The 18808-nt window shown below is 70.0% G+C and carries 14 protein-coding genes; 5 read left to right on the top strand and 9 right to left on the bottom strand.

Translation table 11 applies throughout. The features are described 5' to 3' along the window. Nucleotides 1-12 precede the first annotated feature (12 nt). From ACFQ9K_RS13100 to ACFQ9K_RS13090, 3 genes are read right to left on the bottom strand one after another with little or no spacing between them, the layout of a single operon-like run. Complete coding sequence (locus ACFQ9K_RS13100) at nt 13-1719, bottom strand: fatty acyl-AMP ligase (RefSeq protein ID WP_378714355.1); 1707 nt, start codon at nt 1717-1719, stop codon at nt 13-15. Further along, a complete protein-coding gene (locus ACFQ9K_RS13095; RefSeq protein ID WP_378714353.1) occupies nt 1716-6449 on the bottom strand; it encodes an SDR family NAD(P)-dependent oxidoreductase in 4734 nt (1577 codons plus the stop codon). The genes ACFQ9K_RS13100 and ACFQ9K_RS13095 overlap by 4 nt, the downstream gene beginning before the upstream one ends. Continuing rightward, entirely contained in the window at nt 6446-6685 is a 240-nt protein-coding gene (locus tag ACFQ9K_RS13090; RefSeq protein ID WP_378714352.1) for an acyl carrier protein, read from the bottom strand. The genes ACFQ9K_RS13095 and ACFQ9K_RS13090 overlap by 4 nt, the downstream gene beginning before the upstream one ends. A 156-nt stretch (nt 6686-6841) precedes the next feature. Between ACFQ9K_RS13090 and ACFQ9K_RS13085 the strand changes: the two genes are divergently transcribed. After that, nucleotides 6842-7813 carry an MBL fold metallo-hydrolase gene (locus ACFQ9K_RS13085; RefSeq protein ID WP_378714350.1) on the top strand — a complete coding sequence of 324 codons (972 nt, stop codon included), beginning with the start codon at nt 6842-6844 and terminating at the stop codon, nt 7811-7813. 64 nt (nt 7814-7877) lie between these two features. Here the strand turns inward: ACFQ9K_RS13085 and ACFQ9K_RS13080 are convergent, their stop codons facing one another. The 3 genes from ACFQ9K_RS13080 to fadD5 all read right to left on the bottom strand — a co-directional run bounded on the left by ACFQ9K_RS13080 (nt 7878) and on the right by fadD5 (nt 10680). Then, nucleotides 7878-8321 (bottom strand): hypothetical protein, encoded by a 444-nt coding sequence (locus ACFQ9K_RS13080; RefSeq protein ID WP_378714348.1) that lies wholly within the window; start codon nt 8319-8321, stop codon nt 7878-7880. Nucleotides 8322-8441: 120 nt separating this feature from the next. Further along, the gene (locus ACFQ9K_RS13075; RefSeq protein ID WP_378714345.1) at nt 8442-9047 is read right to left on the bottom strand and encodes a cysteine hydrolase; all 606 of its coding nucleotides are present in this window, start codon (nt 9045-9047) and stop codon (nt 8442-8444) included. A gap of 28 nt (nt 9048-9075) precedes the next feature. Continuing rightward, nucleotides 9076-10680 (bottom strand): fatty-acid--CoA ligase FadD5, encoded by a 1605-nt coding sequence (gene fadD5, locus ACFQ9K_RS13070; protein WP_378714343.1) that lies wholly within the window; start codon nt 10678-10680, stop codon nt 9076-9078. 340 nt (nt 10681-11020) lie between these two features. Here fadD5 and ACFQ9K_RS13065 point away from each other — a divergent pair, with 340 nt between their 5' ends. Beyond that, nucleotides 11021-11995, top strand: coding sequence for an NAD(P)H-dependent flavin oxidoreductase (locus ACFQ9K_RS13065; RefSeq protein WP_378714341.1), 975 nt, complete (start codon nt 11021-11023; stop codon nt 11993-11995). Between the two features lie 6 nt (nt 11996-12001). On the opposite strand, the gene ACFQ9K_RS13060 is transcribed toward ACFQ9K_RS13065, so the two are convergent. Further along, the gene (locus ACFQ9K_RS13060; protein WP_378714339.1) at nt 12002-13426 is read right to left on the bottom strand and encodes a PLP-dependent aminotransferase family protein; all 1425 of its coding nucleotides are present in this window, start codon (nt 13424-13426) and stop codon (nt 12002-12004) included. A gap of 64 nt (nt 13427-13490) precedes the next feature. Between ACFQ9K_RS13060 and ACFQ9K_RS13055 the strand changes: the two genes are divergently transcribed. Next, nucleotides 13491-13829, top strand: coding sequence for a cupin domain-containing protein (locus tag ACFQ9K_RS13055; RefSeq protein ID WP_378714337.1), 339 nt, complete (start codon nt 13491-13493; stop codon nt 13827-13829). A 1-nt stretch (nt 13830) separates the two neighbouring features. Here ACFQ9K_RS13055 and ACFQ9K_RS13050 read toward each other — a convergent pair whose 3' ends face one another. Further along, entirely contained in the window at nt 13831-14415 is a 585-nt protein-coding gene (locus ACFQ9K_RS13050; protein WP_378714336.1) for a TetR/AcrR family transcriptional regulator, read from the bottom strand. A 62-nt stretch (nt 14416-14477) separates the two neighbouring features. Here ACFQ9K_RS13050 and ACFQ9K_RS13045 point away from each other — a divergent pair, with 62 nt between their 5' ends. Continuing rightward, on the top strand, nt 14478-15242 hold the full coding sequence (locus tag ACFQ9K_RS13045; RefSeq protein ID WP_378714334.1) for a class I SAM-dependent methyltransferase: 765 nt from the start codon (nt 14478-14480) through the stop codon (nt 15240-15242). On the opposite strand, the gene ACFQ9K_RS13040 is transcribed toward ACFQ9K_RS13045, so the two are convergent. Then, complete coding sequence (locus ACFQ9K_RS13040) at nt 15239-17611, bottom strand: flippase-like domain-containing protein (RefSeq protein ID WP_378714331.1); 2373 nt, start codon at nt 17609-17611, stop codon at nt 15239-15241. The genes ACFQ9K_RS13045 and ACFQ9K_RS13040 overlap by 4 nt on opposite strands. Before the next feature lie 270 nt (nt 17612-17881). Between ACFQ9K_RS13040 and ACFQ9K_RS13035 the strand changes: the two genes are divergently transcribed. Then, nucleotides 17882-18781 carry a polysaccharide deacetylase family protein gene (locus tag ACFQ9K_RS13035; RefSeq protein ID WP_378714330.1) on the top strand — a complete coding sequence of 300 codons (900 nt, stop codon included), beginning with the start codon at nt 17882-17884 and terminating at the stop codon, nt 18779-18781. Nucleotides 18782-18808 lie beyond the last annotated feature (27 nt).

The following is an 18808-nucleotide window of genomic DNA, read 5'->3' as shown; positions in this document are numbered from 1 at the left end:
TTTCGGAACGGTTCAGATCATCGCCACCGGGGCGAGCTGGCCGGCGATGTACCGGGCCCGGCACTCCCCGCGGCGCAGCTTGCCGCTGGTGGTCTTGGGGATTCGGCCCGGCTCGACCAGCATCACCGAACCCGGTATCACCTCGTGCGCGGCCGCGACCTCGGCGCGAATCCGGCGGGCGAGCACCGACAGCTCGGCGGGCTCGGTGGCCTCGGCGACGCGCAGCTCGGCCACGATCACCAGATCCTCGCGGCGCCCGTCGTCGTACCCGAACGCCGTCACGTGTCCCGGCCGGATCTGCACCGCACAGGCCTCGACCGTCGCCTCGATGTCGGCCGGGAAGTGATTGCGGCCGTCGACGACGATCACGTCCTTGCGCCTGCCCGCGATGTAGAGCTGACCGTCGAACCAGAAGCCGAGGTCGCCGGTGCGCAGCCAGTCGGCGTCGCTGCCGCGCAGGGTGGCGTGAAAGGTCTCGGCGGTGGCATCGGGCCTGCCGTAGTAGCCGTCGCAGACATTCGCGCCTGCCACCCAGATCTCGCCGACCCGGCCGGTGGGCAGCTCGGCGCAGGACACCGGGTGCACGATGCGCACGTCCTGTCCGACCGGCGCGCCGCAGCCGACCAGCGGTGTGCCGCCGAGCGACTGCGCGAGCCGCACCGCCCGGCCTTCGGCGAGCGCGCTCCGGTCGAAATACTGTGCCACCGGGTCGGTCCGCCAGTCGCCGACGGTCACGGTCAGGGTGGCCTCGGCCAGGCCGAAGCCCGGGGTGTGCGCCTGGTGGCGGAAGCCGTATTCGGCGAAGGTCGCGGTGAATTCGGCGAGCGCGTCGGCCCGGACCGGCTCGGAGCCGTTGAGCAGCATGTCCAGGCCGGACAGGTCGAGCCCGGCGCGCTCCTCCGGCGTGGTCGCGGAAACCATCAGGCCCAGGCCGAAATTGGGTCCGCCGGTGATGCCCGCGCGATAGTCGCTCACGGCGCGCAGCCACCGGATCGGCCGCTTCGCGAACTCCGCGGGGGACATGGTGAAGCCGGGTACGCCGCAATACAGCGGCAGCGACAGGCCGAGGATGAGACCCATGTCGTGGAAGAACGGCAGCCAGGTCAGGATGGGTTTGCCGGGCGTCGGCCGCAGGGCCTGGCACAGTTGTTCCAGCGCCGTGGTCAGGTTCGCGTGGGTGACCCGGACGCCGGCGGGGGACTGGGTCGAGCCCGAGGTGTACTGGAGATAGGCGAGTTCGGCCCGGATCGGATCGATGACCGGCGCGGGCGTATCCCTCATGGGCACAGTGACATCCGCGTCGAGTTCGATCGCCGCGCCGAGTACCGGACCGAGTAGCGACGCGCGGGCCGAGTCGCCGTGGGACAGCAGGGCGAGCGTCGGTCGCGCGTCGGCCAGCACCGCGAGCAGCCGCTCCTTGTTGCGCGCGCCGCTCGCCGGAAACAGCGGCACCGCAATGCGATTGCTGTACAGGCAGGCGAGAAAGGCGACGGCGTAGTCGAGTCCGTGCGCGCAGAGGATGGCGATCCGGTCGCCCGGCGCACTCCCGTCCCGCAGCCGCTCGGCGAGTCCGCCTGCGGCGGAGTGCAAGCCTGCGTAGGTCATCGAGACGGGCAGCCGTTCGTGCATGCGATAGCGCAGCTCGGTAAAGGCGATCTCGTCCGGCCGGGTGGCGGCCAGCTCGGCGATGCGCGCGGCGAGGCTGTTGCAGGCTGTCACGAGACCTCGCTGGGGTGTGCGGCGAGCCGATCGACCGGGCCGGCGCCGAGGAGATTCGAGAGGCGCACCGCCAAGCGGGAAGTGTCGGCGGTCGGTGCGTAGTCCACTGCCGAGAGGTAGGTCCCGGTATACCGCAACAGGTCGGACAGCAGCGCGGCATCGTGTCGTGGATCGAATGCCGCGATACCCGCCCGCCGGACCGGCCCGGACGAGCCGGTCGCCCATCGACCCCAGCCGACGCTGAGCACACCCCGTCCCGGGTAGGTCAGGGCCAGCGAATCCATCGCCGCGTCGGCGGCGGCGTCGGCGGCCCGGCCGGGTGCGCCGAATGCGCCGGTGGCGCGGGAGAACAGCAGGATGAAGTCGGTCGGGTCGGCCGCGGTGAGGTCGATCAGGTTGTCCGCCGCGGTCAGCCTGGCGGCGAACGCCGTGGTCAGCTGGTCGGGTGTGGTGGCATCGAAGGTAACCTCGGTGGTCGAGCCCGCCGCGTGCACCAGGCCGCGAATGGTCGAGCCGCATTCGCGGATGTCGTTGAGCGCGTTGGCCAGATCGCGCCGGTCGGCGGTATCGCAGCGGACCACCACGATCCGGTCCTCCAGCCCGTCGAGCAGCGGCGGCACCGGGCGCGGTGCGCGGGTGAGGATCACCACGTCGCGGGCCCCGGAATCGAGCAGCCAGCGCACCGCGACGGCGCCGACGGTGCCCAATCCGCCGGTGACCACGTAGGTTCCGGCCGCATCGATGGCGGTGCCGGCCGAACGCAGTCGTGCGGGAGCGAACCGTCGGACGGCGAGAGTGCCTGCCGAGCAGCGCAATTCGTCGGTGCAGGCGGTGCGGGGCAGCTCCGTCACGCAGCGGCGGAGCAGTGCCACGCTTCGCGGGTCCGCATCGGTCCAGATCAGGCGCACCGGGCGGCCGGATTCGAGTTGCAGGGAGCGGACCAGGCCGGCGATCGCCCGCGGCGCGGCCAGGACATCGGGGTCGACGCGATGCGGGTCGACGGCCGTGGGCTCCGGCAGGATGACCGTCAGGGAGGCGGTACCGGCGTCGGCGTGTATCCGCTGGAGCAGATCGAGGACCCGGCCGGTCGTCGCGGCGGCGCTCCGGCCGGGGCCGATGGGGTCGGAGTGGGTTGCCGCCGAGGTTGTTTCGGCAGGCCAGACGAGGACCACCGCGGTGCGCGCGGAGCCGTCCAGCGGCAGATCGGTGATGAGCGGCCGCGGCGCATCCGGATCGCGGGGCACCCGGTCGGTGGGGATGCGGTCCGCCAGCGCGTCGGCTACCCGGTGGGCAAGGTCCGAATCGCCGATTACCAAGGCGCGCCCGGCCATCCCATCGTGCGGTCCGGCGACGAACTCGGGATCGACAGTATGCCAGGTCGGCTCGCGAAAGAGCATGGGGCGATCGGTCTTTCGCGGCACCGCGGCAGACCGCGCCGGAGCGTCCGAGCCGACGAACCGGATGCGCACGCCGGACAACGCGAGGCACGGCACACCGTGCTGGTCGGTCGCGATGACGTCGCCGACCAGCCCCGTCGCCGTGCGCTCGCGGGCGAACGCGTGTACCTCGAGGACCGTCCGATTCGGTTCGGCGGACAACCACGCGGAGGCGATACCGACCGGCAGCGGGAGCACGTCGGCGGGCACCTCGGCGTAGACGGTCGCCGTCAACGCTTGCAGGCAGCCGCTCAGCGTTGCGGTGCTGTGCAATTCGGCGACGTCGAACAGGCCGATCGCGCTGTCCGGCCCGGTCGCGATGCCGCGCAGCACCCGGAACCGCGGCCCGTACTCCAGCCGCAACCGGTGCAGATCGGCATAGAACGCGGCCGGCGCGATGAGTCGCATCCGGTGTCGCCCAGCCCGGTTGGCATCCACCACCCGCATCCATGCGACGATATCCGCGGGTGTGGGGTCACCGGCGGGCCGAGCCGATGCCAGCGCTGCGGCCTCCGTGACCTCCGCCCGTACACTTGCATCGCCGTCACGGCGATAGCCGACCTCCGGCAGCGCCGAGAGCGCGGTCCGTTCGTGCACCACGAAATCGGTGAGCACCGTGGCGCGTGCCGAATGCAACAGCCTGCGCAACCAGAACGCGGTCGGCACGACCGGTTCGCCGTGGATCACGTAATCGGTGAGATCGTCAGCGGCAAAGGCGGTTTCGAGACTGTCCGGCTCAGTCCTCGACGTGATCGGCGGGAAGGTGCGCCTTCGCCACGTGCGGCGTGGCGGAGTGCTGAACGGCCCCTGTGCGGACCAGTCGATCGGCCGCCCCTCGAGGTGCAACCGGGCGACGCAGGTGAGAAACGCACCCGCCTCGTCGTCGCGCGCCGCCACCGGATGCGTCGCGTCGCGGAACTCGGGATACTCACGCACCGCCGGGGCCAGCACGGGCTGCGGCGAAATCTCCAGCACCGTCGAAAGCCCGTCGGCGGCGGCGCGTTCCAGCGCTGCGGCGAGTTCGATTGTGCCCGAGGCATTCTCTGCCCAATACGCGCCGTCCATCGTCGCCGTGGCGATCACTTCCGCGCGGCGTGTGGTGGAGTACAGCGGGGTGCGCGGTGGCGTCGGCCGCAGATCCGCCAGCGCCTCGACGAATTCGGGCGGCACCGGGGCGGCGAGCGGGCGGTAGGCGGTGGCATCGTCCGCGATCCGCAGCGCGGGCAGATCGCGGCGCCTGGCCCGCCGGACGAGCGTATCGATGTAGCGCGGGATACCCGAAACGACCACCGAACGCGGACCATTCACCGCCGCGATGCCGACCTGCGCCCGCATCGGCTCCACCAGCTTCGCCGCCTCGAACGGTGCCGCGGTCAGCAGCGCCACGGCCGTTCGGTCGGCCGGCTCCGCTCCGATCCGGCTGCGCCGCACCACGATCAGCGCCGCGTCGGCCAACGACAACGCGCCGCCGACCGCGGCCGCCGCGACCTCACCGAGCCCGTGCCCCGCCACCGCGTCCGGCCGGATGCCCCACGCCGCCAGCAATTCCGCCATCGCCACCTGGAAGGCGAAGATGGCCGGCGCGACCAGTGCCATAGCGCGGGAACCGGTTCCGTTGCCCGAGCCGGTCAGCGCGAAGCCGTGTCGCGGTGTCCAGACCCGCGGTCCGTCCGCCGCGACGATCGCGTCGGCGACCTTGGCCAACGCGGCGGCGAACGCGCCGTGCCGCGCCGCGAGCGCGCGTCCCATCGCGAGGTGCTGCCCACCTTGCCCGGGGAACAGGAACAGCACACCACCGCGGCGCCGGGTCGCCGACGGGCCGATCACCGCCGCGCTCGAATCACCCTGCGCGACAGCGTGGAGCTGCTTCAGCGCGTCGGCACGATCGTGCGCCAGCACGCAGGCCCGCGCCCGCTGCGGCAGCAATCTGGCGGTCGCGGAGGCGAACTCGCGCAACGATTCGCCGCCGGCCTCGAGCCGCCCGGCATACCGGCCCGCCGCCGCCGTCAGCTCCGCGGTATCGCGCCCGGTCACCGAGATCAGCACCGGCGGTTCGTCCCCGCGGACCGCGCGCGGCTGGTCGACTCCGCGCAGTACCGCGTGCGCGCTGGCGCCGCCGACGCCGAAAGCGCCGACCCCCGCGTGACGTTCGCCGATCGGGACGGCGCTCCAGTCGACGGCCGCGGTCGGCACCCGCGGACCGCGCTCGGCCGGCGGCAGCAGCGGACTCTCGGTCCGGACGCGGGCCATCGGCGCGATGACACCGTGGTGGATGGACAACGCCGCCTCGAGCACACCGACCACGCCCGAGGCCGCTTCCAGCTGCCCGGTGGGGGCCTCCGCCGAGCCGCTCGCGCTCGGGTCCCCGGGTGCCGAAGTGCCCCGTGCGACACCGGCGGCCGGCGCGCCGACCGCTACGGCGTCGGCCGATGTCGTTCGGCTGCGATGACATTCGAAGTACCCGGCGCCACGCGGATCGAGCCCGGCGCGGGACCAGGCGGCGCGCACCGTTTCCTGCTGTGTCCGGCGGTTCGGCGTCCGCAGCCCGCCGGCGCGTCCGGCCGAGCCGACCGCGGTCCCGGCGATCTCCGCGTACACCCGATTACCCTCGCGCACCGCGTCTTCGGTGCGTTGCAGGACCACCACCGCACAGCCGTCCGCGCGCGGGTATCTGCCGGCGGCCGCGTCGAACGGTTTCGCTCGTCCGTCGGACGCGGGGAAACCGCCGTCCGTCAGGCAGTTCGACGGCAGCGGCAGGAGATCGACCCCGCCGGCGATCGCGAACGGCGCGGTGCCGTCGGCGACCAGCCGGACCGCCAGGTCGACGGCGGCCAGCGAGGACGCGGCCGCGCTGTCCAGCGCAAGACTCGGCCCACGCAGATCCAGCAGGTAAGACAGGCGATTGGCGACGCCGCCGAGCGATGCGCCGGGTACGGCGTAGGGCGCGTCGAATCCAGACCGGCCGAGTACCGTGGCGCCGAGCTCGTAGCCGCACGCGCCGAACACCACCGCCGCGCCCGAACCCTTTGTGCGGTAACCGATCCCCGCATCATCGATCGCCTCGACCGCGACCTCCATCGCCAGTCGCTGCCGCGGATCCAGCAGCGCGTTCTCCCGCTCGGTGAGGGCGAACCACTCGTGGTCGAACGCGTCGGTGGTCGTCGGATATCCGCCGGGTCGCCCGGCCGGCGGCGCCGTGGCGTCGCACCCGGCGAGCAGCATTCGCCAGAATTCGTCGCCGCCGTCGGCTCCCGGCACCCGGCAGCCGATCCCGACGATGGATACCCCGGTCATCGCATCGCGAGATACTCGACCAATTGGTCTATGTCGGGGTAGTCGTACATCGCGGTCAGCGAGACCTCGAACCCCATGGCATCCTCGAGTCGCGCGGTCAGCCGGGCCAGCTGAGTAGAGCTCAGGCCCAGGTCGGCGAACGGCGCGTCGGTGCAGACGGCGGTCACGTCGACGCCGAGCAGCTCGGCCACGGCCGTCACCGCCGTGGTCGTGAGCGCCGCACGACTGCGTACCATCGAGCTCCGATCCATCCCGAGACGTGCCTACCCCCGAAATCGGCGGCTCGTCTCTACCGCCCAGGTACCACCCGCGATTATGCCGAGATATCGCACTATGGAGAAGAGCCTTTTGCGTGGCCTGCGCCGACACGGCCGATCGCCTACCGTGGCGAGGTGAGCGAAAACCCCGCACGGCTCGCCGATGGCCGCCCCGGAACCCTCGGCACCTTGGTGCGGTGTTGCGCCGCACTGGCCGCCACACCGGGCCGGCTACTCCGCCCGCGCCGACCCGATCAGGCCTTTCTCGCGGGTCTGGCCGCCGCGCCCGCGCCGACGGCGACCGCGACGGTCCGGCTGATCGCGCTGCCGCAGGCCACCATGGCCGCGCCGGCCACCATCGTCGCCGAGGGCGTGCGCAGCCTGCGGGAATTGCCGATGTCGATGGGCGCGTTCCTGGTCGAGCATCCGCGGGCGAGGTTCCTCGTCGATCCCGCCATCTGCGCCGACGTGCACACCAGAGTCCTGCCCGGACATCCGTTCCCGATCGGCAAACTGGTCACGCCGGACAAGCCGGTGCTCGGGTTGAGCGACGCGCTCGCCGCCCGCGACCTCGCCGCTTCCGACATCGACTTCACCCTCGCCACCCACCTGCACTGGGACCATGTCGCGGGCCTGCTCGAGCTGCCGGACTCGATCGAACTGCGCGTCCCCGCGGTCGAATACGCGTGGGCCATGCGCGGCGAAACCGCACCGATCGGCGTGATCCGGGAACCGTTGCGCGGCCAGTCCATCGCGCCGGTCGAGCTCGACGGCCCGCCGGTGCTCACCTTTCCGCGCAGCCACGACGTATTCGGCGACGGTTCCGTCGTCGTGGTCGATCTGGCGGGGCACACCCCCGGCAGCGTCGGCGTGCTCCTCGCGGTGGACGACGGCACCCGGGTACTGCTGGCCGGTGACGCGGTGTGGAACACCCTGCAGGTCAAGCTGATCCGGGAGAAGGCGCCGATGCCCGGCAACCTGTTCGACGCCGACCGCGACGCCGCGTTCCGGACCATCCAGCGGCTGCACGCCCTTCCGGACGATATCGAGGTCATCGCCAGTCACGACTACGACGCGGTGCTGGCCCGCGCGGTCCGGGCGAGTTGACGCGATCGGCAGGCGGCGAACGCCGGACCCGGCGGCAGCGCGGGGCCGGCGTTCGATCGGTGAATCAGGTGGCGCGCAGGCCGATGATCAGGCCGTCCTTGGTGCACCTGGACGGGGTGGCGGGGTCCGGCTGGGCGTTGCACTGCCAGCCGTCGACGGTCTGAGCGTCGGTATTGCTCACCGTGGTCGCGTATTTCGTCGCGACGTTGATCGCTTCCGTGCAGCCGACCCGGCCCGCCGCGGTGCCGACGGCGATGACGGTGCGGGTGCCGCCGCCCGCGTCGGTGACCGGTCCGCAGCTGACGTCCGCCACCGCGGCGGGGGAGGTGGCGATCGCCGGGGACGTGGCGATCGCCGAGGTCGGGTTGACGGCGGCGGAGGGGGCTTGCAGAGCGGTCGACATGGCGTGGGCCGAGTGGTCCGCCTCGTCGTTGCCGCCGCAGCCTGCCGTGCCTGCCACTACCGCGAACGCGGTGGCGGCGACTGCCGTCAGGTGGAGGATTTTCACCGAGTTGGCTCCTGATCTCTAGGCGAAGCGGCCGAATCGGCGCAGGTGCAGCGTGATTCGGCCGTAGCTGTCATGTTGCCGACATCCATTCAAGCACGCGGCAGCGGCCCAGGACCGAGATCAGCGGCGGACCAGCAGCTCCATCGCCTGCGCGGCGGTCAGCGATCCGGCGGTGACGAGTTCGAGGTTCGCCAGCGCCGCCTCGTGTGCTTGCGTGCTCGCCGCGGCGACGCAGTCGGCCACCGGATGCACGGTGAAACCCAGATCGGTCGCGTGCCTCGCGGTCTGCTCGACGGTCAGGTTGGTCGCGACCCCGGTGACGAACAACGTGTCGATGTTCCGCTCGGTGAACCACCGCGCCAGTTCATTACCGGCCAGCCCGGACAGCTTCTGGTTGTCGAACACCTCGCTCGCCTGTCCGGCCATCTCCGGAATAAGCTGGCTGCCCGGCGAATCCGGCCGGAACTCGGTCTGCGCCGCGCCCACCGACCGCATGAAACCGGTATTGCGCACCAGTTCGCCCTCGCCGACCGGGATGGTGAAGCGGGTGAAAATCACCGGAAAACCCTGCGCGGCAGCCGCTTTGTGGAACTCCACCGCCCGGGCGACGACTCCGCTCGCCGCGACCGGCGCGGCGAGCATCGGCCCGAAGAAGCCCTCGGGCTCGATCACGTTCACCTGCCAGTGCAGTGCGAGTACGGCCGCGCGGAGACGGGGGATCGCCATCCCCCGACCCTACGTCAGCCCAGCGTGGTCAGGATGAATATTCTTTGCGCAGTTGAACTTTGACCACCTTGCCGCTGGCATTGCGCGGCAGCTCGGCGACCAGCACCAGATCCTTCGGGTGCTTGTAGCGCGCCAGGTTCGCGTCGAGGAACGCGGTGAGCTCGTCCAGCGTCAGCTCGTCCTCGGCGGTATTGAGCGCGACGACGGCCACCGGCACCTCGCCCCACTTCTCGTGCGCGCGCCCGATCACCGCGGCCTCGCGGATCTTCGGATGGGCGAACAGCACGTTCTCCACCTCGGCGCAGTAGATGTTCTCGCCGCCGGAGATGATCATGTCCTTCTTCCGGTCCACCACCCAGATGAAGCCCTCCTCGTCCTGGCTGACCAGGTCGCCGGAGTGGAACCAGCCGCCGGCGAAGGCCTCCGCCGTCGCCTCCGGCTTGTTCCAGTACCCCTGCATGAGGGTCGGTCCGCGGTAGACGATTTCGCCGACCTCGCCGGGCGCGACATCGTTCATCTCGTCGTCGACGATCCTGGTCTGGATGGTCGGGATGGGCTTGCCGACCGAGCCGAGCTTGCGCAGCGCGTCCTTGCCCTCCAGTACGCAGGTGATCGGCGACATCTCGGTCTGCCCGAACACCGCGACATTGAACGCGTTCGGGAAGCAGTCGGCCATCGCCTTCAGCACCGTGTCGGAGGCGGGCGCGGCGCCCCAGCTGAGCGCGGTGAGCGCCAGTTTCCGCTCCTTCACCCGCGGTTCGGCGCAGATGGCCTGCCACTGCGCGGGCACGCAGAACGCGCTCGTGGCCTGCTCCCGCTCGACCGCGTCGAGGAATTCGGTGGGATCGAAGGCGCCGAGCGGATGCAGCACCGTCTTCGCGCCGAGCAGAAAACACGGTGCGAGACTGCCGAGTCCAGCGATGTGGAACAGCGGCGAGGTGCAGAACCCGATCGAGCTCTGTTCGGTCGCCAGCGCCCGGATCACGGTCAGCGCTTGGGAATTCATGTTCGCGTAGGACAGGATCGCGCCCTTCGGGCTGCCCGTGGTGCCCGAGGTGTACATGATCAGCGCGGGGGTGTCTTCGGGAATGTCGAGCGGGGTGTGCGGTTCGCCGCCCTCGGCGAGCACGTCGTCGAAGCCGAACGCGCCGTCCGCGCTCGGCCCGCCGATCACGAAACAGGTTTCCAGCGTGCTGGATTGCGCCTGCACCGCGGTGGCCAGCGGCAGCAGCACGGTGTCGGTGACGATCGCCTTCGCGCCACTGTCGCCGACGATGTAGGCGACCTCGGGCGGGGTGAGGCGGAAGTTGACCGGGACCGCGATCGCGCCGAGTGCGTTGATGCCGAACACCGCCTCGACGTACTCGGGGTAGTTCAGCGCCAGGATCAGCACCCGGTCGCCGAAGCCGACGCCGCGGCGGGCGAGCGCGTCGGCGAACTTCAGCGAGCGCTCGTGCAGTTGCCGCCAGGTGGTGTCCGCGCCCCGGAACCGCAGCGCGACCGCGTCCGGGCGCATCTGCGCGTGCACGGCGATCTGGTTGTTCCAGTGATTACGCCGCGACCTGAGCGGCTCGTCGAGCGAGGCTCGCGCCGACTCCGCCTGCTGCCGTCCCCCATGTACCCGGGTGGTCATGCCACGAACTCCTCTCGGGCCGGCACGTGCGTCCGCCGGGCTGGCCGACCGCTGTGACGGGCTGAACTGAGCGCAGAATATCAACTAACTTATTTGGACGGCAAGGGTCTGCCGGATGAATCGTCGTTAATCAGAGCCGATCGGCGTCGAGGCGGATAGACCCACTCCCAGCTTGTGTTTTAGGCACACTTTCGGTTGCTCGAGCGCAGTAAGGAGCAGGGCAGCGCGTCGATAGGATGCGAATTTCGGCTTACTTATGGGTTGAATACCGATGGATCCTCGTGTCACTATTCAGGTCTTCGGGCGACTGGCACGCCCGCGCGAGGCAGAGGAGAGCGCAATGCTGCGGACCAGGTTCACCGAGACCTTCGGTGTGCGACACCCGATCGTGCAGGGCGGCATGATGTGGGTCGGCCGGGCCGAGCTCGTCGCGGCCGTCGCCAACGCGGGCGGGCTCGGCTTCATCACCGCACTCACCCAGCCGACGCCGGACGACCTGCGCCGCGAGATCGCCCGCACCAGGGAGCTGACCGACCAGCCGTTCGGCGTGAACGTCACCATCCTGCCGTCGATCAACCCGCCGCCGTACGCCGAGTATGTGCAGGCGATCATCGACAGCGGCGTCACCATCGTCGAGACGGCGGGCAGCAATCCGGAGCCGTTCCTGCCGTACTACCGGGACGCGGGCATCAAGGTGCTGCACAAGTGCACCAGCGTGCGGCACGCGCTGAAGGCGCAGCGGATCGGCGTCGACGGCGTCAGCATCGACGGCTTCGAATGCGCGGGCCACCCCGGCGAGGACGACGTGCCCGGCCTGATCCTGATCCCCGCGGCCGCCAGGGTGCTGGACATTCCGATGATCGCGTCGGGCGGATTCGCCGACGCCAGCGGCCTGGTCGCCGCGCTGGCCCTCGGTGCGGACGGGGTCAATATGGGCACCCGCTTCCTGTGCACGCAGGAGTCCGCGGTGCATCAGAAGGTCAAGGAGCAGATCGTCGCGCACACCGAGCGGGACACCCAGCTGATCTTCCGCACCATGCACAACACCGCCCGCGTCGCGGACAACGAGATCAGCCGCAAGGTCGTCGAAATCGAAAAGGCGGGCGGCACTTTCGAGGACGTGCGCGACCTGGTCGCCGGTGCGCGCGGCCGTCGCGTCTTCGAGGAGGGCGATCTGGACGCGGGCATCTGGAGCGCGGGTCAGGTCCAGGGCCTCATCCACGACATCCCGACCTGCGCGGAGCTCATCACCCGCATGGTCGATGAGGCCGAAGCGCTCATCACCGCGCGACTCGCGGAAGTCGTTGTGGCTTAACGCTGCCTAGATCGCGAGCGCGGGCGGCGACGGAACCACCCTGGCCGGCGGCCGGTAGGTGCGCCACGCGTCGGCGAGGCGGCGGGCCGCCTCGGTGAGCGTCTCGAGCGGATGCAGGAAGTGCACGCGGATGTGGTCCGCGCTGCCGCCGGTCGAATCCAGCCCGCTGCCGGGCAGAATCGCGACACCGTGGCGCAGCGCCGCCTGGGCGAACGAGGTGCCGTCGCCGTAAGGCAAACGTACCCACAGGGTTTGGCCGCCCGCGACCTCCGGCACCGCCCAATCGGGCAGCAGCCGGGCCAGTTCCGCGCGCAGGTGGTCGTGCCTGGCCGCGCGTTCCGGCGCGAGCCGCGCGCAGACGTCGGCCACGCGCGGCACCAGCTCGGCCGCCGCCAGCTGCGCGGGCACGTCGCCGCCGAGATCGTGCACCGCGCGGATCCTGGCCAGCCGGGCGATGGTCGGCCCCGCGCCCCGCACCCAGCCGATGCGCAGCCCGCCCCACACCGTCTTGCTCAGTGAGCCGACGGTGAGCACGGTGTCCGAGTGCGCCGCCAGCGGCGGCGGGGTGCTGAATCCGGGAAAGCCGAGCTCGGCGAGTACCTCGTCCTCGATGAGTGGAACATCCTGCGCCGCCGCCGTTTCGGCCAATCGCCTGCGGGCCAGCGCGGACAGCACCGACCCGGTGGGATTCTGAAAGGTGGGAATCACATAGGCGAGCGCAGGACGATGTGCCCGCGCGGCCGCGGTGAATCCGGCCAGTCCGGGCGAAATGCCCTCGACCACGGCGGCTTCCGCGCGGAACGTCTCCAGCGCGGGCGGCGAGCTCGGCGATTCCATCAGGACCCGGTCGCCGGGCTGGAGAAAGCATCGCGCCAGCAGTGAAAGCGCCTGTTGCCCACCGGTGGTGACCAGAATCTGCTCGGCAGTGGTCGGCACCCCGCGATTCCGGTAGTACTCGGCGAGCGCATGCCGTAGCCGGGGATGTCCGGTCGGGTAGTACCCGATATCGCCGGTGGTCGCCGCCAGCTCGGGCAGGATGCGGGCGTAGCACTCGGTCAGCTCCGCCGGCGGGGTATCCGGCGCGGCACAGGCCAGCGGAATCACATCGGGACGCGGCTCGAGCAGGTCGAGAAAGACCGGCGCGCTGGTGGTGTCGGCGGGCCGGGCGAGCGGATTCCCGGCCACCCGGGTGCCGCTGCCCTGCCGCCGGACGATCCGGCCCTCCGACTGCAACAGGTCGTACGCGGCGACCACGGTGCTGCGCCCGACCGCGAGCGTGGTCGCCAGCACCCGGTCCGGCGGCAGCGGTGTGCCCGCGGGCAATTCGCCGTCATCGATCAGGCGGCGCAGCCGCGCGGCGAGCAGCGTGTACAGCGTGCCCCGGCCCGCGGACCAGCGTCCGAGACGTTCGGCGACATCGATTGGTTCCATGGCCAAACCAATTCTGCCCGATTGGCCATGGCCTGGCGACCCGGTCCGTTCGACGATGATCGCCATGACAGCAGCAAGAATCACCGCTCCGGTGTCGATTCAGGACGTGGTCGCCGAGTTGCCCGGCCCCTTTCAGCAGCGCGAACTGGCCGTGGTCAACGACACCGTCGTGCGCGTCGCCCAGCTGGCCGGCGAATTCCCGTGGCACCACCACGACGAGGACGAACTGTTCCTGTGCTGGGACGGCGAGTTCCGGATCGAGCTGGCGGGGCAGGATCCGGTCACCCTCCGCCCGGGCGAACTCTTCGTGGTGCCCAAGGGGGTTCGGCACCGTCCGGTCGCCGAGCGGCCCGCGCACACCCTGTTGATCGAGCGTCCGGAGACCGCGCAATACGGAAACTGACTCAGCTCGCGCGGACCCGGCCGGACAGACCGGGTCCGATCAGTTGTTCCAGTCGCCGGTACGCCTCGGTGGGCGGCAGCGGCGGGTCCGCGTCGGCGATCGCACCGAGCACGCCGACCACCCCCCAGGACAGGAACGTGACCGTCGAATCGAATTCGGCCTCGTCCATGTCGAGCAGTTCGGTCAGCCGCTCGGCGAGGATCTCGGCGACCATCTCCCGCGTGGTCCGCAGCAGCAGCGCACCGCTCTTGCGGCCGAGCAACGCCTGGTACACCTCGGGATTCGCGGCGGCCAGCTGGAACAGCGTGTGCACCGGGGCGAGTGGCGTCGCGGCGTCGGCTCCGGTCTCGCTGTCCGGCGCGGTCACCGCGGCCCGTAGATAGTCGGTGCTGCTCACCAGCAGCAGGTCGTCCTTGTCGCGGAAATGCGCGTAGAACGTGGACCGTCCGACGTCGGCGCGATGCAGTATGTCCCGCACCGAGATTCGGTCGTAGCCGCGCTCCAGCATGAGTTCGATCAACGCCCGATGCAGCAGGCTTTTCGTCCGCCGTACCCGGCGATCCGTGCTGCCCGTCAGTCTTTTCACTTCCGACGACAATGTGCCTCCCGTACAAATGTCGCGAATCCGTCCCGAATGGAACGGTTTCCGTGGTTTTGCCTCTGGTCGAAGTGGCGGCCCCTCCCGACCATGAACACATGACCAAAAACGCACCCCAGTCTTCCATTCGACAGGGCCACCATGACACCGAAACGGGTGTTCTGCTTACCAAGCCGCGGAGTTACCGCGCTTTCAAGGCCCTATTTCTGCTCGGCCGCGGGGCACGGCTCAACGCTCGGCTGGTCGCGCTCAGCGGCGCGGCACCCGGCCATAACGTCGTCGATATCGGTTGTGGCCCAGGTGATCTCGCTGTGGAGCTGGCGTCCGGAGTAGGCCCCGGCGGCAGGGTAATCGGCATCGATCCGGCCGTGGAAATGATCGACTACGCGACCCAACATTCCAATACTGTGACGAATTGCCGATTCGAACTGGGCGCCGCTCAGGCACTGACGCTGCCCGATGCCACCTTCGATGTGGTGACCTCCACCTTTGCCATGCACCATATCCCGGAGGCACAACGCGGCGCCGCCATCGCGCAGATGTTCCGGATACTGCGCCCCGGTGGCACGTTGCTACTGGCCGATACGCATCCGACGGGCCGGATATTGCCCGCCGTGGTTCGGATCATGGCCCGCGCCGCCGCCCGCCGGACACCGGGGGAGACGGGGCCGGGCCGTGCGGCGGACCCGGTGGCAGCGGTCGACATTCGCCGGTATCGGGACCTGGTGCAGGCGGCCGGATTCGGCAACGTGACATTCAGCGCGGTGCGGCCCGCGACCGGAGTTCTGCTCGCCACCAAGGAAATCCGCGGCTAGATCATGTCCTTCGCGGCCATCCAGCGCATGGTGAACCAGCCGCACAGCACCGGCAGCCAGCAGGTGAGTACCCGGTAGAGCAGCACCGACGGGACCGCGATATCCAACGGCACGTTGAACGCGCCGAGGCCACCGATCAGCGCGGCCTCGACGGCGCCGACGCCGCCGGGGGTGGGCGCCGCGGAGGCCAGCGTGCCGCCGATCATGGTGACGATGGTGACGGTGACGAAGGTGGTGCCGCCGCCGAAGGCCTCCACGCTGGCCCACAGTGCCCCGGCCATGCCGAGGGTGATCGCGGCGCAGCCGAGAATGATCACCGAGAACCGCTTCGGATCGCGGGCCAGATCGGCCAGCTCGCCGAGCACCTCCTGCAATTGCGGGCGCACCGAATTGTTCAGCCAGTGCCGCAATTTCGGCACGAACATGAAGGTGCCGATGATGCCGACGCCGACCCCGGCGATCAGATACAGCACCGTGGCGTCGGGGACGAAGTGCGAAAGGTCCGCCGACGTGCCCGCCGCGACGCTGAACACGACGAGCAGGCACAGGTGCGTGATCACCTGCACCGCCTGCTGCAGCGCCACCGCGGCGGTGGCGCGCACCGTGCCGACGCCGCCCTTCTGCAGGAAGCGCACGCTGAGCGCGAGCCCGCCGACCCTGGCCGGCGTGGTGGTCGCGGCGAAGGTGTTGGCGATCTGCATGATCACCAGATTCTTGAAGCTCACCGCGCCGGACGCGCAGGCCCACAGTGCCGCCGCCGCACCGACATAGGTCAGGAAGGAGACCGCGAGCCCGAGCAGCGCCCACCACCAGTTGGCCGTCTTGAGCTGGGTGAAGAAGGTCGGCACCGCGCTGATGAACGGGTACGCGACGTAGACCAGCGCGATCAGCAGCACCAGCTGGATGATCTGGTTGCGGGTGAACCGGGTGATCTGCTCGGCCTGGATCCGGTCCTGCCCGGTCTGCTTGCGCACCTCGTCGCGCGCGGCGGACAGCGCGTCCTTCCAGTCCGGCACCGTTTTCCGCAGTCCGGCGGGCATGGCGGACTTGGTCAACCGGCTCGCGGCGGCGAGGACCGGTTGCTCGCCGAGCGTCTTGATGGCCGCGCTGACCGCGGGCTCCTTGCCGAAGATCGCGGTCGTCGACACCAGCAGCTGCGCGATGTCGGACTGCTGCTGCTTGCGCGAGGCGCCGTATTCGGCGCTGGCGAAGCCACCGAACCGGGTGGTGCCGTTGTCGATCCGGATCTCGGTCGGGCGCAGGTCGCCGTGCGAGATCTGGCCCCGGTGCAGCTCGTCGAGCGACTTCCACACCCCGGCCAGCTGCTCGACCGGCGCCTCGCTGAGCCGGGTGCCCTTGGGCATGGTGTGCGCGTGCAGCATCCAGCCGCGGTCCAGCGCGGCGACCGCCACCGGCGTGCTGCTGGCCAGGCCGAGGTCGCCGATCGCGAGGGCCATCAGCGCACGATGTTCGACCGCGCGGTGCATGGATCCGTGGATGGCCGCGGTCTCGCTGGCGCGGAAGGTGAGCCAGCGCCACAGCTGGCGCAGCGCGCCGAAGCTGCGCTGATTCTTGCCGTACATCTCGATGACCAGCCCGCGTTCGGGGCCGTCGATGGCGGCGGCCAGCACCAGCGGCCCGCGCCCGGCCGGATGCACCACGGTGAATCTGGTGACCGTGTGCCCGCGTTCGGCCAGCACCCGCACCGCGGCGTCGAGCGGCACCTCCAGCGCGGGCGTGCCGACGACGAGCACGATGATCGCGCCGACCAGCCAGCCGACGGCCAGCCCGAACATTGCCCGCGCCGGCACCACCGTGCTGACCACCAGGTGGATCGGCGCGAAGGCGAGCAGCAGGAACCACAGATACCGCCGCGGCCGGTTGGGCAGCCACGGGCTGGACACCGTCAGCACGGCCGCCAGCATGGCGATCCAGCGCGGGTCGTCCAGGAATTGGGACAGGAACGTGTCGAGTCGATCCGGCACCTGCAGATGCCATTTCGGGGCCGAGAGGCCGGTGCCGGTGATGGAGAGCAGCAGTCCCGCGGTCAGCCCCGCCGCCGCGTACCCGGCGAGCAGTTTCCACTGCCTGCCGATGATCAGCTCGAGCAGGATGGCGAACGGCAAGGCCAGGATCGCCATGCCGTAGACGAGGTAGACCAGATTCGACTGGTCGGGATTCAGGAACCCGACGATGTTGGACACCGAGCGTTCCAGCGCAAGCCATTCCGGCCGGGTGATCACCGAGGCCGCGACGACAATCGCCACCCACACCGCGGCCAGCACGACGCGGATGATGTCACTCGTCCGCCGGAACAGCGGCTGTAGCAGGTTCCCCGTTACCGGGATTTCCCGCCCGTCGACTCGCATGTGCTCCTCCGCCTCTCCGCGCCTCTTGCCGGTCGTCGGGTGCGTTAAACGTACCGTCGCGGGCCGGCGGTTCAGGGCAGGCTGAGTTCTGGGCGTACCCGGCGAGTTACCCCTGTGCGTTCGAAATCAGTTGATCTGTCCGCGGGGGAGAATACACACCCACCCGCCGCGACCGCCGTGACCGAATGTCGGCGGCCACATTCGTCTGTGCGGTATGTCACGCGTGCGGAGGTTGAATCTGACATTGGTGTCAAGTTCGAGAATCACGGCATGGACAACGAGCTCTACGACTACAGCCCGATCACCGAGCGTGCGCCGATTCAGTGGCCCGGCGGCGCGCGGGTCGCCTTCTACGTCGGCCTCAACGTCGAGCACTATCAGGTGGATCGGCCCTCGACCAGTATCTTTCCCGGCACGGCCGGTCTCGCCCCGGATCCGCTGAATTACGGCTGGCGCGATTACGGCCCGCGGGTCGGCATCTGGCGGGTGACCGAAATCCTGGACCGGCACGGCATTCGCGCCAGCGCGCTGCTCAATTCCGATGTGGTCCAGCACAATCCGCAGATCATCGCGGCGGGCCTGGCCCGGGACTGGGCCTGGCTGGCGCACGGCAAGAACAACTCGATCTTCCAGGCCGACATGTCGATCGAGCAGGAGCGCGCGTACCTCACCGAGGTGGTCGAGACCATCGAGCGCGCCACCGGACGCAGGCCGCGCGGCTGGATGGGTCCTGCGCTCACCGAAACCTTCGACACCCCGGCGCTGCTGGCCGAACTCGGCCTGAACTACGTGCTCGACTGGACCAACGACGATCAGCCGTATCGGCTGAATGTGCCGGGGATGCTGAGCGTTCCGTACACGGTCGAGTTGAACGACAACACGCTGTTCCTCGGCAAGGGCACCAGCGGTCCCGATTTCGTCCGGATCGTCAGGGATCAGCTCGATCAGCTGTATTCGGAGTCGGCGGGCAGCGGCCGGGTGCTGGCGCTCGCGCTGCATCCGTTCGTCATCGGGCAGCCGTTCCGGGCGAAGTATCTGGACCAGGCACTGGAGTATGTGGTGAACCATCCCGGCGTGTGGCTGACCACCACCGACGAGATTGCCGCGCACTTCGAGGCAGGCGCAGCTGTTGCCGAATCCGCCCGAGCCGAAGACGATCAGGTCAGCTGAATCGACCTGCGGCCTCGCGCACCCGCG

Source organism: Nocardia sp. NPDC056564, assembly GCF_042793755.1.
Lineage (GTDB): Bacteria > Actinomycetota > Actinomycetes > Mycobacteriales > Mycobacteriaceae > Nocardia.
Note: the sequence above shows the minus strand (reverse complement) of the source record. Positions and strands in the feature narration are given on the sequence as shown.

Coding starts and splice junctions, on each gene's coding strand:
- ACFQ9K_RS13095 (WP_378714353.1), bottom strand. CDS start 6,449: ATGACCGGGGTATCCATCGTCGGGATCGGCTGCCGGGTGCCGGGAGCC.
- ACFQ9K_RS13090 (WP_378714352.1), bottom strand. CDS start 6,685: ATGGTACGCAGTCGTGCGGCGCTCACGACCACGGCGGTGACGGCCGTG.
- ACFQ9K_RS13075 (WP_378714345.1), bottom strand. CDS start 9,047: ATGGCGATCCCCCGTCTCCGCGCGGCCGTACTCGCACTGCACTGGCAG.
- fadD5 (WP_378714343.1), bottom strand. CDS start 10,680: ATGACCACCCGGGTACATGGGGGACGGCAGCAGGCGGAGTCGGCGCGA.
- ACFQ9K_RS13065 (WP_378714341.1), top strand. CDS start 11,021: ATGCTGCGGACCAGGTTCACCGAGACCTTCGGTGTGCGACACCCGATC.
- ACFQ9K_RS13060 (WP_378714339.1), bottom strand. CDS start 13,426: ATGGAACCAATCGATGTCGCCGAACGTCTCGGACGCTGGTCCGCGGGC.
- ACFQ9K_RS13055 (WP_378714337.1), top strand. CDS start 13,491: ATGACAGCAGCAAGAATCACCGCTCCGGTGTCGATTCAGGACGTGGTC.
- ACFQ9K_RS13040 (WP_378714331.1), bottom strand. CDS start 17,611: ATGCGAGTCGACGGGCGGGAAATCCCGGTAACGGGGAACCTGCTACAG.
- ACFQ9K_RS13035 (WP_378714330.1), top strand. CDS start 17,882: ATGGACAACGAGCTCTACGACTACAGCCCGATCACCGAGCGTGCGCCG.